The following is a 15122-nucleotide window of genomic DNA, read 5'->3' on the forward strand; positions in this document are numbered from 1 at the left end:
GTAATAATTTTTTAAGGATCGCCTCTTTACGTTCTGGTGAATACCGAGCCATATCGTTCTCTTTTGCCGCACCCTGTCTTTAAACATAATGATTATTTAGGGGTGACAACAATCCTGACACAGGGGGATACCGCCACACAGATCCCCAGCATCAATCCAAAAATACCAAGAAAACCAAACTTAGTGGCAAGTGCCGAGCCCCTTGTCGCCATATTCATTTTTATAACAGTCATGGATAATTTAGCCAAACCAAAGTAGTACTAACTTACATGGAATTACAAAGAATTAAAGCGGCCCCTATCCTCTTTAGCGTAATATTTTATTTCATCACTATTCGCGATTTTTTAGTCATCGCAAAAACACTCGTAATTTAGTCATTTTTCAATAAAATATATGCAAATCCAAAGTTAAAAATGAATAAATAATCACAATAAATTCAATTATCGCTGTATCGTCCCAAAAGGTTACCCCATCATTCTCACCAGTGTTAGTTGGCTCACATTAAGTTAGCAACAACTGAAGCCCCGATACGATTCATGGACAAAAAAGCATCTAAAAGTGTAATTAGTGAAGATCCATTGAGAAAATTTTGAACAAAATATCACAAAAAAACCAATAACCCCAAGAGCAAAACAACTCAATAAACAATTCGCAACACCATTCTATAATTAGTTGATTAAATTAAAATAAACTGCATCAAAACGCTATTTTATGCCCAAATCATTCATTAGAAATCGTCCAAATAACTATGCTATTTTGCTGCTTATCTCAAACAAATTTCCGAATCGTTTTACATGGCGGCGCTAAGCGAGTAATCTTCCCCCTTCTCGATTTTGAGTTGAATGAAAATGCACCTCACCCCAGCAAAGAATGCGGTTTTGAGAGAGCATTTATTCAAGTTTATTTGTGCGACTCGTACTTTAAGGTGTACACCATTGGCTACTGAACATAAAAACCGCAACATTAAGACGATACTCACCTTTATCGTCCCTTCGCTGATCGGTCTGCTGCTGTTTATGACCCCTATCAGCTATAACGATGCGATAACGATTCCCATCGCAATCATCTCTAAAGCACTGCAAAGCGTGTTAAGCGATGTATTAACCTTAATCGTGACTGTGATTGTTGTCGCCATGGCCTTTGCCTCTGTGCTGACAAAGTTACTCAAACCTAAGTTTGTGCTGAACAATCACTTCCTCAATGGTTTACTCAACATCAGCCCGCTGTGGCTTACCACCCGTGTCGTTGGCGCTGTCTTTATCGTGCTGACCTACTTTGGCATTGGCCCTGAAGCGATTAACTCCTCAAGTACTGGTGCCTTAGTGCTGAACGACCTGTTACCCGTACTCTTCTCGGTGTTTATCTTCGCCGGTATGTTGCTGCCACTGCTATTAAACTTCGGTCTATTAGAGCTATTTGGTACTCTGCTGACTAAAGTGATGCGCCCCGTGTTTAACCTGCCAGGTCGCAGCGCCATCGACTGTATGGCCTCTTGGTTAGGTGATGGTAGCGTTGGGATCCTGCTGACCAGCAAGCAATACGAAGCGCGTTTTTACACCCAAAGGGAAGCCGCGGTTATCGGTACCACCTTCTCGGCGGTGTCAATTACCTTCAGCTTAGTGGTGATCTCACAGGTGAAGTTAGAGCATATGTTTGTGCCCTTCTACCTGACTGTGTGTTTAGCGGGTTTTGCGGCGGCCGTGATTGTACCTAAGTTACCGCCACTGTCGTGGAAGAAGGATAACTATATCGACGATACGCCACGTCAACCCGATGATGAGATGATCCCCGCAGGACACGGCGCACTCTCTTGGGGCTTTGATAAAGCGCTCGAGAAAGCGGCCAGTGCTGGTGGTATCAAAGCCGTCTTAAATGAAGGTATTAAAAACGTTATCGATATGATATTTGGCATTCTCCCTGTAGTAATGGCCATTGGTACCACGGCGCTGATCATCGCCGAGCATACGTCCATCTTCAATTACTTAGGTATGCCGTTTATTCCGTTACTGGAACTGCTGCATATCCCTGAAGCGACCGAAGCCTCTAAAACCATCGTTGTCGGCTTTGCCGATATGTTTATCCCGTCGATTTTAGCCAGCTCTATCGAATCGGATATGACCCGCTTTGTGATTGCTGCCTTATCAGTCACACAGCTGATTTACATGAGTGAAGTGGGCGCGCTGCTGATTGGCAGTAAGATCCCAGTGAATTTTGTTGAGCTATTTGTCGTGTTCGTACTGCGTACCTTAGTGACGTTGCCAGTCATTGCTGGCGTGGCTCATTTGCTGTTCTAAGCGCAACATCACCTAAAATATCAAGGGGAGTCAGATTAACTGACTCCCCTTTTTTATACTGTCCAAACTCCACTCGTAACCACACAACTCAGTTTAAGAATAAAAGCAAAATAGCCATTTGATCTGCTCAACGAGTTTATTGTCATTGTTTCCCCAGTGACTCGCCGTGAATATATCCCTATAGGCTCGACGGCGACATCCATGTCGCCAACGGTCACTGATGCCCCAATGCCAATTTTAACTACCCATTTGCCGTATGTACGCAAAAAGCTAAGGGACAAAAGCGTGTCAGAACCTCGGCTGCATCAGGCGAATTTCGGATAAAAATTTCTATGGCGATAACGGCGTTGTAATCGGCAAAAAATTGTTGGCTAAAATTTTGTGAGGCACGAACAAAGCCAACGGTTTTTTGTTCGCGTTTACAACTTTGTTAGCTGTGCGCTGCGCGGTCATTGTAAATGTTATCGGCTCGTTCAAAAACAGCTCTGTGTTCATTTGAACATACCGCAACTTCAGCCCAAGTAATAACGGCGTCGAAATTCCTAACAGTAGTTGCTTTAGGCCTGTATTTCGATGAGCACAACCCTACAAGATAAACTTGATTCCAAGGTAGCTCACTACTCTGTATCATTTCTTTAGCAAGAACCATCTTTTCGATTTGATTAGGGCTAAATTTTTGGTTTGCTTTGGCCTCAACCAATACGATTGATTCATCAGAAAGAACAAACACATTATCGAATGTCTGTTTCTCAAACGACTTATCTTCACGACCAATATATCCCTCTTTCGCTAAATCTCTGAATAAACATATTTCATAGCCACTATCTATTATTTCAACACCACTATCCAAACCTAGCTTATTGATTAACAACGTTTGAAGCGGTTCACGATCGCTGACATACGCATGATGCAGAGATGAAGTAAAAAAAACTTCCGTTCTTGTTATTTCACTTAATTTTTTCATATACATTTGAGAAGCCATGAGATGAATTGCTATTGACACCTAACGTCTGAAATAAGCGGCGCGTGGTAGCGCGTCCGGCGCCGAAGGCGCGAAGTTAATTGATTTGTTAGGCATTATTTCAGCTTCCCTTCAAAGGCCAACAACTGCTCCGCCTTTATGATGATCCCTAAATTATTCGGAATTCCTGCAACAGCCACTGCTCGTTGTTGCGTTGCAACTGGAACAACTATTACATCACCTTGCACCGTATGTTGAGGTCCTGCGTATAACACCCCTAAAAGCTTTATCCTAGACCCCATCACAAGCGCATTACGAGTTTGGTAATTACCGATCTCAAACAGCAGAACAGGTGAGCCACTGGAGCCAGGAAAACAAGCCGCATCAATCAAAAACTCTTTCTTTCCGTTCCAATCTCTTTTGTAATCAGATGCCAAAACACCTTTTCTGAAAATTGGAAGGTTATTAGCCTTGTCCCATAATCCGTTAGGATAGCCAACCATTAAAATATTCTCTAACCCGAGCATATCGTTTAGATCGGCCTCTGTGGGAATAAGCTCCTTATCCAGAGTTATAAAATAAAACTGGGTGTTTGTTGCTTCAGCTTCCCGGATTAGCGGCGCTATAGGCATAACGCATAGGTCAACTTCATTATCAGGATGTGGTAGCCATCTTGCTTGAAAGTTATCAAGCTCAAATGATTTTGAGTTACCAATATCAGGACCACCTTCGGCATTTCTCAAGGTTAGGAGAAATCGACCTCTGGTTGCCCCTTCTATTACATGCTTGTTGGTTACGATAACAGGGATATGTTGATCACCGTTTTTATCCAAGCTATAGAAAAAGCCAGTACCAGTACCAACCCCACCACCTTTCATATCACATTCAATTCGTACAGTGCTATGAGCAAATTGCTCTGCGGGACTCAATTCCATGTGTATATCTCCTGATGCCTAACGCCTCTAACACCGGCTTGGTGAAGTTGGCGGCTTTTTTGCGCAAGCGAAAAAGGTGACAGCTTTACCAAGTCCGAGTGCTTTGACTTGTTATGCGTGAATGGCACGAAGCTCATTTACCAAGCCTTTATATTCTTTGCCCACCAAGCCAAGGTTTTGATGGAACCGAAAACCAGACTTCTTTATTTGAGCAGCGTCAAATGCTTGTCCGGCATGATTGGCAGCCTGCTCAGAGTTGCCACTTTCTGCGGAAATTATTGCCTTTGCTGCATGCCAACGAAAATGGTCAACTGGAAACATTAACCGCTCCTGATGTTCATCTAGGACTTGGTTGGCAGACTGATATAACTTAGAAAGTTTGTTCTCAACGATCACTAGCGGATAAAGAATATATGCATCGGTCTTTAAATTTGGAAATACCGACTCTCTTTCTAAAGCCTTGCCATAAGAGTTGATTGCATTTTCGAGCTCACCCTTAGCGATATATGCAGTTGCCATATCACAGTAAGCCTGAGCATGGTCGAAGTCATCGTTAAGCTCGAAGTATTGTTTGAGTAGCGAAAGTGCAATATCAGGTTCTGTACTGGCAATGGTGCAAGCCTGGATTCGCAAATACTGCTCTTTTCGACGAGCACGCTTTAGCTTCTCGAAGAACTTGCTTTCAATTTCTTCGCTCCACTCTTTGTTTCTATACCAGTCTTCGCTACTCACTCGGTATTTCCTTTACGCATAACATTTTATTCGTGCGCATGCGCGTTTACCTCGTTGGACCAGTGAAAACGCGCACGGTTAACTATCTGTATGCAAAGAACTTATCAGCTTTCTTCCAAATACACCATCTGGAAAAACGCGCATGCGCGTTTTCCAAACCTATTATCTAATCCATGTGATTTATATGTAATTGATTATAAATATATTTATTTGTATTCAAATGTGAAAACGCGCACAAAGTTAGGATGAAAATCATCATTTTTAAATATGACTGTATGCCTATCCAGCCTTTAGTCATCTGTATGAATTGCAAAAGTTGAGTTATTAAGGATGAAAACTTTTAGGCAAGAAAGTCTGCTTTTAGATGCACCACAGACAACTTGTTAAATCACTTTGGGGGCAAAAATGAGTTAACTCAATCTATCGACAGTCAATGCACCCAGAACGGAATCTTGTTGGGTTAACTCCAGCCTAATCCACTCTTTTGTCATCTGCATGTCACTTAAGCTTCATCATTCAGTCAAAGCCCGTCACTAATCTCTAAGGCAGTCAACAGCCGCATAGGGTGAATATGAGATGACTGGAGCTAATTACAGGAGACTTGATCGAACGCTTATCGACGCTCTCAAGACTCCCCGCAACTCTTCCCGTAACACTCCTTCCAACTCTTCCGACAATGCTCCATCCAGTGTTTACGACACTTCCTTCTCAACACCACATATTGCCAACGCCGCAAATAACCAAACCATCACAGTCAACGCCCTCTGGCTATCGGATATCCATCTAGGTTGTAAGGATTGCAAAGCCGACTATCTGTTAAGCCTATTAAATACCGTGCGTTGTCAGCACTTGTATCTGGTCGGCGATATTGTGGATTTATGGGCGCTCAAACGCCGCCTGCACTGGCCCGAGAGCCACAATAAGGTATTGCAAAAGCTGATTGAACTGGCACAAAACGGCACTCAGGTGATGTATCTGCCGGGTAACCACGATGAGCTAATCAAGCCCTATGCCGAACTGACGCTGCTGAATATCAAAATTGCTCGCCAACATATTCATCAGGGGATTGGCGGCCACAAACTGTTAATGCTGCATGGCGATCAGTTCGATGCCGATGTTTGCGTTGGCCGCTTCTACGCTATCTTGGGCGATCACCTCTACGACTTACTGCTGTTTCTCAACCGCAACCTCCATCGCCTGCGTGAGCGTTTAGGTTACCCGTATTGGTCACTTGCCAGCTATATCAAATCCCGCGTTGGCAAGGCACAGACGGCTATAGCCCGTTTTCGCCAAGCCGTGGTGAATTATGCCCAGCACTATGATGTGGATGGCGTGATCTGCGGCCATATCCACCAGCCAGAGCTATCGATTCACGCTCGAGATAACCAATACAGTACGCCGGATAAACGCCAGATAGTCTATGCCAATGATGGTGACTGGGTCGAAAACTGTAGCCTGATCACCGAAACCTTAAACGGGGAATTACAGCTCTGCCGCTGGAATGAGCAAAGCTTAAACCTCGATATTCTGAGCAGTATTGTGCTGGCGAAAACGCCGCCCAAAGCGCCCATTCGAATGCCTACTCAAGCCTCAAAACCTATTCCACAAACGGCCACAAACAGCCCCAAACAAGCAGAAATCCAACCAAGGGATGTTGCCTAATTATGAACCAATTAACACCTCATACCCCAAACACTGAATCATTAAGTCCTAACACATTAAGCGCCAACGCATTAACGCAGGACGCAGCCAGCGGAGCAGCCATGCTAATGCCTACCTTAAAAGCCAGTTCGATGATCTTTACCGTCGATAATGTGGTGGAGCAAAACCTGCCCGCCCTCAAGGACAAACCTTGGTTAGCCAAGCCGACTAAGGCCATGCTGCGCTACCTGTTGAATGAAAAACAATGTAACGAGATAGCCAATCAATTTGCCTATCTGCAAGGGGTCGATTTTGTCGAGCAAGTGCTCGCCAGTTTCGATTTTAGCTTTACCGTGCCCGCCAACGAGGTCGAAAATATTCCCTGCGAGGGCCGCGTGGTGATCTTCGCCAATCATCCGATTGGCTCCCTCGATGCCCTCGCCCTGATTAAACTCGTCAGCGAAATCCGTCCCGATATCAAGGTTGTAGCGAACGAGCTCCTGATGGCGCTCGAGCCTTTGCATTCGATCCTGCTACCAGTGCGCAATATGACGGGCGGCACGCCGAAACAGCACCTCGAAAAAATCCATCAGCATCTGCGCAATGAAGGCGCGGTACTGATTTTCCCGTCGGGGGAAGTCTCTCGCCTGCGTCCGAGCGGCGTGCGCGATACCCTGTGGCACTCGGGCTTTTTAAAGATGGCGATTTCCTGTAATGCGCCGCTGCTGCCAATCTTTTTGGATGCCAAAAACTCGGCCACCTTCTACGGCGCTTCGATGATTTACAAACCCTTAGCTACATTGCTACTGGTCAAGGAGATGTTTAAACAGGCCAAGCGTAATATGCCCATTCGTATCGGCGAGCTTATTCCGAATGAAGCTGTGCGCTCGATGGATTTTCCGCTAAAAACCAAGATAAAACTGCTTAAAAATCATCTGTATCGCATCGGTAAAGATAAAGACCCGCTGTTTATCACCCAAAGCGCCATCGCCCACCCGGAGTCGCGCCGAGAGTTGCAGGCCGCGCTGCAACAATGTGAACTCCTCGGTGAAACCCAAGATAACAAGCTGATTTATTTGTATCAGCATCAGGACAGCAACCCCATCATGCGCGAAATTGGCCGCCTGCGGGAAATTGCCTTTCGCGCCGTCGGCGAAGGCACGGGCAAGCGCCGCGATATCGATAAATACGATTCCTACTACCAACATCTGGTGCTGTGGGATAAAGAACAGTTTGAAATTGTCGGCGCCTATCGTTTCGCCAGCGGCGAGCAAGTGCTAAATCGCTACGGCGACAACGCCCTCTACAGCCAATCCCTGTTCCAATATGCCGATGGTTTTATGCCCTTTGTTAAACAAGGCTTAGAACTTGGCCGCAGTTTTGTGCAGCCCAAATATTGGGGCAAACGCAGTCTCGACTACCTCTGGTTTGGCATTGGCGCCTTCCTCGCAAAACACCCAGAATACCGCTACCTGTTTGGCCCAGTGTCCATCAGCAATCAACTGCCTGGCAGCGCGCGGGAAATGCTAGTGCATTTCTACTCCAAGGAGTTTGCGCCAGCAGAGCAGCTCGCGGTATCCATGTCCCCCTTTGGACTATCCAAGCAGCGCAAATTGCAGTTGGATGAAATCTATTCGGGCGAGGATTACCAAAGCCACTTTAAGCAGCTAAAACAAATGCTGGCGAGTATGGGCGCCGCGGTGCCAACCCTGTACAAGCAGTATGGCGAGCTGTGTAAGCAGGATGGGGTGAAGTTTCTCGCCTTTGGTATCAATGCCGATTTTGGCGACTGTGTCGATGGTTTGGTTCTGGTCGATACCCATAAACTGAAAGGGAAAAAGTACCAACGTTATATCGGTGCTCATTTACCCGAAGACTTACGCAATCCTTTGATGGCTGAAGATGGATCAGACAAGCAGGATTAAGCATAATCCTGTTTAAGGTATTGGCTAAATAAACATCGGTCTGTTATAAGTATCTGTAATACAGTGCATTAAGGATACATATCCTTGTAAGGGTTTATCATGCCGATCATTATCGCCGATATTATGCGTACCCGAGTCGTCACAGTCGAAATGGACGATCGTTTAACCGTGGCGAAGGAGATTTTCGAGCAGGCAAACTTCCACCATCTGCTGGTAGTGGATGAATATAAACTCGAAGGCGTACTGTCGGAGCGCGACTTGCTGCGTGCTATCAGTCCGAATCTGGGCAGCAGCGCCGAAACCTCGAAAGATCTCGAAACCCTGCAAAAACGCGTCCATCAAGTAATGACCCGCAATCCGGTGACCGTAGCGCCACATGTGTCGCTCGATGTCGCCAGCCGTACCTTGCTGGAACACAATATTGGTTGTTTACCCGTACTGGAAAACGGCGATCTGGTGGGGATAGTGACCTGGAAGGATTTACTGCGAGCCTATTGTGAACACAATGAGGTGAATGAAAGCGAGTGCTAACGGCACTCGCTTTCGACTTTATAGAGTAATACCAATCGTATCAAATATCTGTTCATTCAGCGGGAGTTAAACGGGCTTTAGACAAGGCGAAGGCTTGAAGGCATAGTGGTGCTCTGTCGAAAGCCTTAAACGCAGTATAAAGCCCGTTCAACCCCGCCCTTCGGGAGCCTCACAGGCATCTCACTCCCGTGTTACATTGACTTAAAAGGGAATAACCATTTCTTCGTCAATGCGCCTTGGATTGAGATGTCTGTGAGGCTCTGAACTGATTAGATATTTAATGTGATTGGTATAAAAAACTAGATTGCCCAGCCGCCCATATAGAAGGCTACAAGGCCCAGCGTAATGGCGAGTACGCCTAACTTAAGTTGACGAATTTCACCGCTAAAAATACGGCCAACCACTAAAGTCACAAACCCGAGCATAATACCGGTCACAATGTTACAGCTGAGGATGATGAACACAGCGCAGGTTAAGCCCGCCATCGCATCGACCTTGTCATTAAAGTCCAGCTTAGTCACATTGCTGAGCATCAATAGCCCGACATACATCAGCGCAGGCGCAGTGGCATAAGCCGGCACCAAATAGCTGAGCGGAGCAAGGAATACCATTAGCAGGAATAATCCGCCCACTATGGTCGCAGTTAAACCCGTCTTACCGCCCGCCGCCGTACCCGCTGCCGATTCGATATACACGGCCGCAGGTGCGCCGCCGACGATACCCGCAAACATGCTGCTGACAGAATCCGAAGTTAATGCCTTGCCACCGCCAACGATATTATCGTCTTTATCCAGCAGATTAGCTTGACCAGCTACCGCGCGGATAGTGCCGGTGGCATCAAAAATCGCCGTCATCACCAGCGCGAGTACAATCGGTAATACCACTGGATTTAAGGCGCCCATAATATCCATTTGGCCAATCAGCGAGTGCTCAGAGGTAAAATCAGGCACGGCGAATAAACCTTGGAATTTCACGCTTGGATCAAACACTAAACCAAACAGGGATAGGCCGATAATCACCAATAAAATCCCGCCGGGTACGCCGCGACGCTCTAAACCAATCGTCGCTGCTAAACCTAGGACGGTCGCGATAACGGGCAAGCTGTTAATGTCGCCTAACTTCACTGGCAGACCCGCGTCATTGGCCACAATCAACTGCACACTGTTAGTGGCAATTAAGAGTAAAAACAAGCCAATACCGATACCTGTACCATGGGCAATGCCCTTGGGTAGGTTAGCCAGCACCCATTGACGCACACCCGTAACGCTCACGATGGTAAAAATCACGCCCATCCAAAAGATGGCGCCTAAGGTGACAGGGATACTCATGCCCTGACCTAACACCAAGCCGAAGGCGGTAAAGGCGGTGAGTGAAATCGCACAACCAATGGCCATGGGCAGATTCGCCCAGAGTCCCATCAGCAGCGAGCCAAAGGAGGCAATTAAACAGGTAGCGACGAACACGGCACCAGGGTCGAATCCGGCTTTGCCTAACATATTGGGTACCACAATCACTGAGTACACCATAGCGAGGAAGGTGGTTAACCCTGCAATCACTTCTTGGCGAACTGTGCTACCACGTTGTTGAATTGAAAAAAAACGGTTCAGAAACGAACCAGAGGGTACGGCTGTTGAACTCAATTGCTCAGACATATCTTGTTATACCTTGTGATCTCTTAAAATAGGGTCGATACCAATTGGTTTTACCATTGGCGACGCCGGCTGCGGCAGATTAGAGCCCCAAATCCAATGACTTGGGTGAGAGATCCACATCATTCTCCTACATCGGGAAAAATCCATGATCTGCAAGCAGTGACGCTTTGCCCAGTTAAAATCACTTTAACCATGCAAACGCAGCCTTTGTTGGCCGCGGATAATACTGTAAACGCCGCCAGATAGCTAAGACCTCGCCTGCACTTCAGTAAATAATTAGCCAAAAAAGTCAAAATCAGTGTTTAAAAAAACACCTAAACTGCATATCAAACTGCCGATAGCGATCACAGAAATAAGATTAACGCTCTGTCAGTAAAACAAAAAATGATGAGACTTTTAAAATTTTCATAATTTTTCATATATTGTCAAAGCCCATTCATCCCAGCAGGCAAGTCCATTCACATCTCCCCTTTATAGTGCTCCCATCAAAAATCGCTTTCGAACGGAGCTCTTCCCAATGACAAAGCCCACCATGCAAACATCGGATAAGTCCTCACGCAGCAATGAGTTAAAGGCGCTGGGATTCATCATTTTCATACTCTTTCCCGCACTGACTATCGCGGGGATCAGTCTCTACGGTTTCATCATTTGGATGATCCAAGCCTTCGGCGGCGTTGTCGGCCACTAATTCACTGATACTTTGAGGACGCTATTATGAAGTGGTTAATCAACCTCTGGCGCACACTAAACAAACCCACAAAAGCTCTCACCTTAGGCGCTGTCAGCATCAGTGCTTTTATCATGGGCATCATCTTCTGGGGCGGATTTAACACCGCATTGGAAGCCACCAACACCGAAGCCTTCTGTATTAGCTGCCACAGTATGGAAAGCAAGCCTTACCAAGAGTTACAGGAAACTGTGCATTGGTCGAATCATTCAGGTGTGCGCGCCACCTGCCCCGACTGTCACGTGCCCCACAACTGGAGCCGTAAGATTGCCCGTAAGATGGAAGCTTCCCACGATGTTTGGGGCTGGTTATTCAACACGGTCAACACCCCTGAAAAATTTGAAGCTAAACGTCTCGAAATGGCGAGCCGCGAATGGAAACGTTTCGATCGCGACAATTCACTGGCCTGTAAGAACTGCCACAACTACAACTCGATGAAGTGGGAAAGCATGTCACCACTGGCGCAAAAACAGATGAAACGTGCCGCCGAAATCGACCAAAGCTGTATCGATTGCCACAAAGGCATTGCCCACCATCTACCTGAAATGGGCACGGCCCGTGCACCTGAACTCATCGCCGAAGTCGGCGCTGGCGTCAGCTCAGTCGAAACCAACCAAACCTACTACAGTGCCCTAACTAAGCCTCTGTTCTTTAGTGAAAAAGGTGATGTTGAAGCCGGTACCTTAAACGTCGCGACTAAAGTCAAAGTGCTCGAAACTAAAGGTAAGCGCATCAAAATTGCTATCGATGGCTGGCGTAAGAAAATCGGCGCAGGCCGCGTGATCTACATGGACTTTGGCGTAAACATTCTGTCGGCACAGTTAAGCAAAGATGCAGCAGAAACCGAAGGTGTTATCCAAACCTTTGAAGAGAAAGAAGACCCAATGACAGGCCTGAAATGGCAACGGGTTGAAGCCCAAATCTGGACCGATAAAGATTACCTGCTCACCGAGCTGCAACCAATCTGGGGCTATGCCCGCGATACCTTCCGCTCAAGCTGTAGTGTGTGCCATACCCAGCCAGATGAAGCGCATTTCGATGCCAATACCTGGCCAGGCATGTTCCAAGGCATGTTGGCCTTCGTGAACATGGACCAAGACACTCAAGCGCTGGTGCAGAAATATCTGCAAGAACATTCGTCAACCTTCGTGAAAAAAGAGCACTAATTCGGGAGTAATACCATGAACAGAAGAGACTTTTTAAAAGGCTTAGCCTCAACCTCTTTCGTTGCTTTAGGTGGCAGCTCAGTGTTAGCGCCCTTAAATGCGCTCGCCAGCACAGGCTTAAATGAAGACGAATGGCTGACCACAGGCTCACACTTTGGCGCCTTTAAAATCAAACGTAAAAACGGTGTAATTGCCGAGGTCAAAGCCTTCGATTTAGATAAATATCCAACGGATATGATTAACGGTATCCGCGGTATGGTCTATAACCCATCCCGTGTGCGTTACCCTATGGTTCGCTTAGACTTTTTACTGAAAGGCCATAAGAGCAATACCCAGCAACGGGGGGATTTCCGCTTCGTTCGCGTGACCTGGGATAAAGCATTAAAGCTGTTTAAACACTCACTCGATGAAATCCAAACCCAATACGGTCCATCGGGCTTACACGCAGGACAAACAGGTTGGCGCGCAACCGGGCAACTGCATTCCAGCACCAGCCATATGCAGCGCGCGGTGGGGATGCACGGCAACTATGTGAAGAAAATCGGAGACTACTCCACCGGTGCAGGCCAAACCATTCTGCCATATGTGTTAGGCTCAACCGAAGTGTATGCCCAAGGCACCTCTTGGCCGCTGATCTTAGAAAACAGCAACACGATTGTGCTCTGGTCAAACGATCCTTACAAAAACCTGCAAGTGGGTTGGAACGCTGAAACCCATGAGGCCTTCGCTTACCTCGCGCAGTTAAAAGAGAAGGTCAAACAGGGCAAGATCCGCGTGATAAGTATCGACCCTGTGGTGACTAAAACCCAGGCTTACCTTGGCTGTGAGCAGTTGTATGTGAACCCACAGACTGACGTGACGCTGATGCTGGCCATCGCCCATGAGATGATCACCCAAAAACTTTACGATGATAAATTCATCCAAGGCTATAGCTTAGGCTTCGAAGAGTTTGTGCCTTACGTGATGGGCACTAAAGACGGTATCGCCAAAACCCCTGAGTGGGCAGCGCCAATCTGTGGGGTTGAGCCACACATCATCCGCGATCTGGCGAAAACCTTAGTTAAGGGTCGCACCCAAATCATGATGGGTTGGTGTATTCAGCGCCAACAACACGGTGAGCAACCTTACTGGATGGCCGCAGTCCTCGCGACCATGATAGGACAAATTGGTTTGCCCGGCGGTGGCATCAGCTATGGTCATCACTATTCCAGTATTGGTGTACCTGCGACAAATGCGGCGGCGCCCGGCGCCTTCCCGCGTAACTTAGACGAGAACCAAAAACCCCTGTTCGACAGCACCGACTTTAAAGGCGCGAGCAGCACCATTCCCGTCGCCCGTTGGATTGATGCGATCCTCGAACCCGGCAAAACCATTGATGCCAACGGTTCGAAAGTGGTGTATCCCGATATTAAGATGATGATTTTCTCGGGTAATAACCCATGGAATCACCATCAAGACCGTAACCGCATGAAGCAAGCCTTCCAAAAGCTTGAATGCGTGGTCACTATCGATGTGAACTGGACGGCGACTTGCCGCTTCTCCGACATAGTGCTGCCCGCCTGCACCACCTATGAGCGCAACGATATCGATGTATACGGCGCCTATGCTAACCGCGGTATTTTGGCGATGCAGAAGATGGTCGAGCCGCTGTTTGAAAGTTTGTCAGACTTTGAAATCTTCACTCGCTTTGCCGCGCTGATGGGTAAAGAGAAAGAATACACCCGCAATATGAGCGAAATGGAGTGGATAGAAACCCTCTATAACGAGTGTAAAGCCGCGAACGCAGGTAAGTATGAGATGCCAGATTTTGCCACCTTCTGGAAGCAAGGTTATGTGCACTTTGGCGATGGCGAGCTGTGGACACGCCACGCCGACTTTAGAAACGATCCTGAAATCAATCCACTAGGCACGCCTTCTGGCTTGATTGAAATCTTCAGCCGTAAGATTGAACAGTTCGGTTATGAGGACTGCCAAGGCCATCCCATTTGGATGGAAAAAGCCGAGCGTAGCCATGGTGGCCCAGGTTCGGACAAATATCCTATGTGGCTACAATCTTGCCATCCGGATAAACGTCTGCACTCGCAAATGTGTGAGTCGAAGGAATACCGCGAAACCTACACAGTCAACGGCCGCGAACCCATCTATATCAGCCCTGTGGATGCTAAAGCGCGTGGCATTAAAGATGGCGATATAGTGCGGGTCTTTAACGACCGTGGCCAACTGTTAGCGGGCGCCGTGGTATCGGATCGCTTCCCTAAAGGCGTAGTGCGAATTCATGAAGGCGCATGGTATGGCCCAGTGGGTAAAGATGGCAGCGTCGAAGGTGGCGCCGAAATCGGTGCCCTGTGTAGCTATGGCGATCCAAATACTCTGACCTTAGACATTGGCACCTCGAAGTTGGCGCAAGCCTGCTCAGCCTATACTTGTCTGGTCGAGTTTGAGAAATACCAAGGCAAAGTCCCTAAGGTCAGCTCCTTCGATGGACCTATCGAAGTCGAAATCTAACCGAACCCACAAGGCGATGCGCCTAGTCAACTAGGCGCATTCCACTGTTAATC

General features: G+C 47.2%; 11 protein-coding genes. 7 read left to right on the forward strand and 4 right to left on the reverse strand.

What is annotated here, in order from left to right; genetic code table 11:
- Positions 1–935: 935 nt before the first annotated feature.
- On the forward strand, positions 936–2294 hold the full coding sequence (locus AEA42_RS06395; RefSeq protein WP_037415367.1) for a YjiH family protein: 1359 nt from the start codon (positions 936–938) through the stop codon (positions 2292–2294).
- A gap of 430 nt (positions 2295–2724) precedes the next feature.
- Here AEA42_RS06395 and AEA42_RS06400 read toward each other — a convergent pair whose 3' ends face one another.
- The 3 genes from AEA42_RS06400 to AEA42_RS06410 all read right to left on the reverse strand — a co-directional run bounded on the left by AEA42_RS06400 (position 2725) and on the right by AEA42_RS06410 (position 4922).
- Complete coding sequence (locus AEA42_RS06400; RefSeq protein WP_140906908.1) at positions 2725–3276, reverse strand: hypothetical protein; 552 nt, start codon at positions 3274–3276, stop codon at positions 2725–2727.
- Positions 3277–3371: 95 nt separating this feature from the next.
- A complete protein-coding gene (locus AEA42_RS06405) occupies positions 3372–4190 on the reverse strand; it encodes a serine protease (protein WP_037428560.1) in 819 nt (272 codons plus the stop codon).
- Positions 4191–4301: 111 nt separating this feature from the next.
- Entirely contained in the window at positions 4302–4922 is a 621-nt protein-coding gene (locus AEA42_RS06410; RefSeq protein ID WP_037428562.1) for a hypothetical protein, read from the reverse strand.
- Between the two features lie 576 nt (positions 4923–5498).
- On the opposite strand from AEA42_RS06410, the gene AEA42_RS06415 reads away from it, so the two are divergent.
- The 3 genes from AEA42_RS06415 (at position 5499) to AEA42_RS06425 (ending at position 9019) form a co-directional block, all read left to right on the forward strand.
- A complete protein-coding gene (locus AEA42_RS06415) occupies positions 5499–6584 on the forward strand; it encodes a UDP-2,3-diacylglucosamine diphosphatase (protein WP_055647267.1) in 1086 nt (361 codons plus the stop codon).
- Between the two features lie 101 nt (positions 6585–6685).
- Positions 6686–8488 carry a lysophospholipid acyltransferase family protein gene (locus AEA42_RS06420; RefSeq protein ID WP_231640361.1) on the forward strand — a complete coding sequence of 601 codons (1803 nt, stop codon included), beginning with the start codon at positions 6686–6688 and terminating at the stop codon, positions 8486–8488.
- Positions 8489–8587: 99 nt separating this feature from the next.
- On the forward strand, positions 8588–9019 hold the full coding sequence (locus AEA42_RS06425; RefSeq protein ID WP_055647269.1) for a CBS domain-containing protein: 432 nt from the start codon (positions 8588–8590) through the stop codon (positions 9017–9019).
- A gap of 299 nt (positions 9020–9318) precedes the next feature.
- Here the strand turns inward: AEA42_RS06425 and AEA42_RS06430 are convergent, their stop codons facing one another.
- Positions 9319–10671 carry an NCS2 family permease gene (locus AEA42_RS06430; protein WP_037415303.1) on the reverse strand — a complete coding sequence of 451 codons (1353 nt, stop codon included), beginning with the start codon at positions 10669–10671 and terminating at the stop codon, positions 9319–9321.
- A gap of 517 nt (positions 10672–11188) precedes the next feature.
- Here AEA42_RS06430 and torE point away from each other — a divergent pair.
- From torE to torA, 3 genes are read left to right on the forward strand one after another with little or no spacing between them, the layout of a single operon-like run.
- Positions 11189–11359 (forward strand): trimethylamine N-oxide reductase system protein TorE, encoded by a 171-nt coding sequence (torE, locus tag AEA42_RS06435; RefSeq protein ID WP_011071462.1) that lies wholly within the window; start codon positions 11189–11191, stop codon positions 11357–11359.
- A gap of 26 nt (positions 11360–11385) precedes the next feature.
- Positions 11386–12564 (forward strand): pentaheme c-type cytochrome TorC, encoded by a 1179-nt coding sequence (gene torC, locus AEA42_RS06440; RefSeq protein WP_055647270.1) that lies wholly within the window; start codon positions 11386–11388, stop codon positions 12562–12564.
- A 15-nt stretch (positions 12565–12579) separates the two neighbouring features.
- Positions 12580–15069, forward strand: coding sequence for a trimethylamine-N-oxide reductase TorA (torA, locus tag AEA42_RS06445; protein WP_055647271.1), 2490 nt, complete (start codon positions 12580–12582; stop codon positions 15067–15069).
- The last annotated feature ends 53 nt before the right edge of the window (positions 15070–15122 follow it).

The sequence above is a fragment of the Shewanella sp. Sh95 genome (assembly GCF_001308045.1).
GTDB lineage: Bacteria > Pseudomonadota > Gammaproteobacteria > Enterobacterales > Shewanellaceae > Shewanella > Shewanella xiamenensis.

Bases quoted from the DNA above. Each gene is read 5' to 3' on its own strand.
- AEA42_RS06400 (WP_140906908.1), bottom strand. From the start codon at position 3,276: ATGGCTTCTCAAATGTATATGAAAAAATTAAGTGAAATAACAAGAACG.
- AEA42_RS06405 (WP_037428560.1), bottom strand. From the start codon at position 4,190: ATGGAATTGAGTCCCGCAGAGCAATTTGCTCATAGCACTGTACGAATT.
- AEA42_RS06415 (WP_055647267.1), top strand. From the start codon at position 5,499: ATGACTGGAGCTAATTACAGGAGACTTGATCGAACGCTTATCGACGCT.
- AEA42_RS06420 (WP_231640361.1), top strand. From the start codon at position 6,686: ATGCTAATGCCTACCTTAAAAGCCAGTTCGATGATCTTTACCGTCGAT.
- AEA42_RS06425 (WP_055647269.1), top strand. From the start codon at position 8,588: ATGCCGATCATTATCGCCGATATTATGCGTACCCGAGTCGTCACAGTC.
- AEA42_RS06430 (WP_037415303.1), bottom strand. From the start codon at position 10,671: ATGTCTGAGCAATTGAGTTCAACAGCCGTACCCTCTGGTTCGTTTCTG.
- torE (WP_011071462.1), top strand. From the start codon at position 11,189: ATGACAAAGCCCACCATGCAAACATCGGATAAGTCCTCACGCAGCAAT.
- torC (WP_055647270.1), top strand. From the start codon at position 11,386: ATGAAGTGGTTAATCAACCTCTGGCGCACACTAAACAAACCCACAAAA.
- torA (WP_055647271.1), top strand. From the start codon at position 12,580: ATGAACAGAAGAGACTTTTTAAAAGGCTTAGCCTCAACCTCTTTCGTT.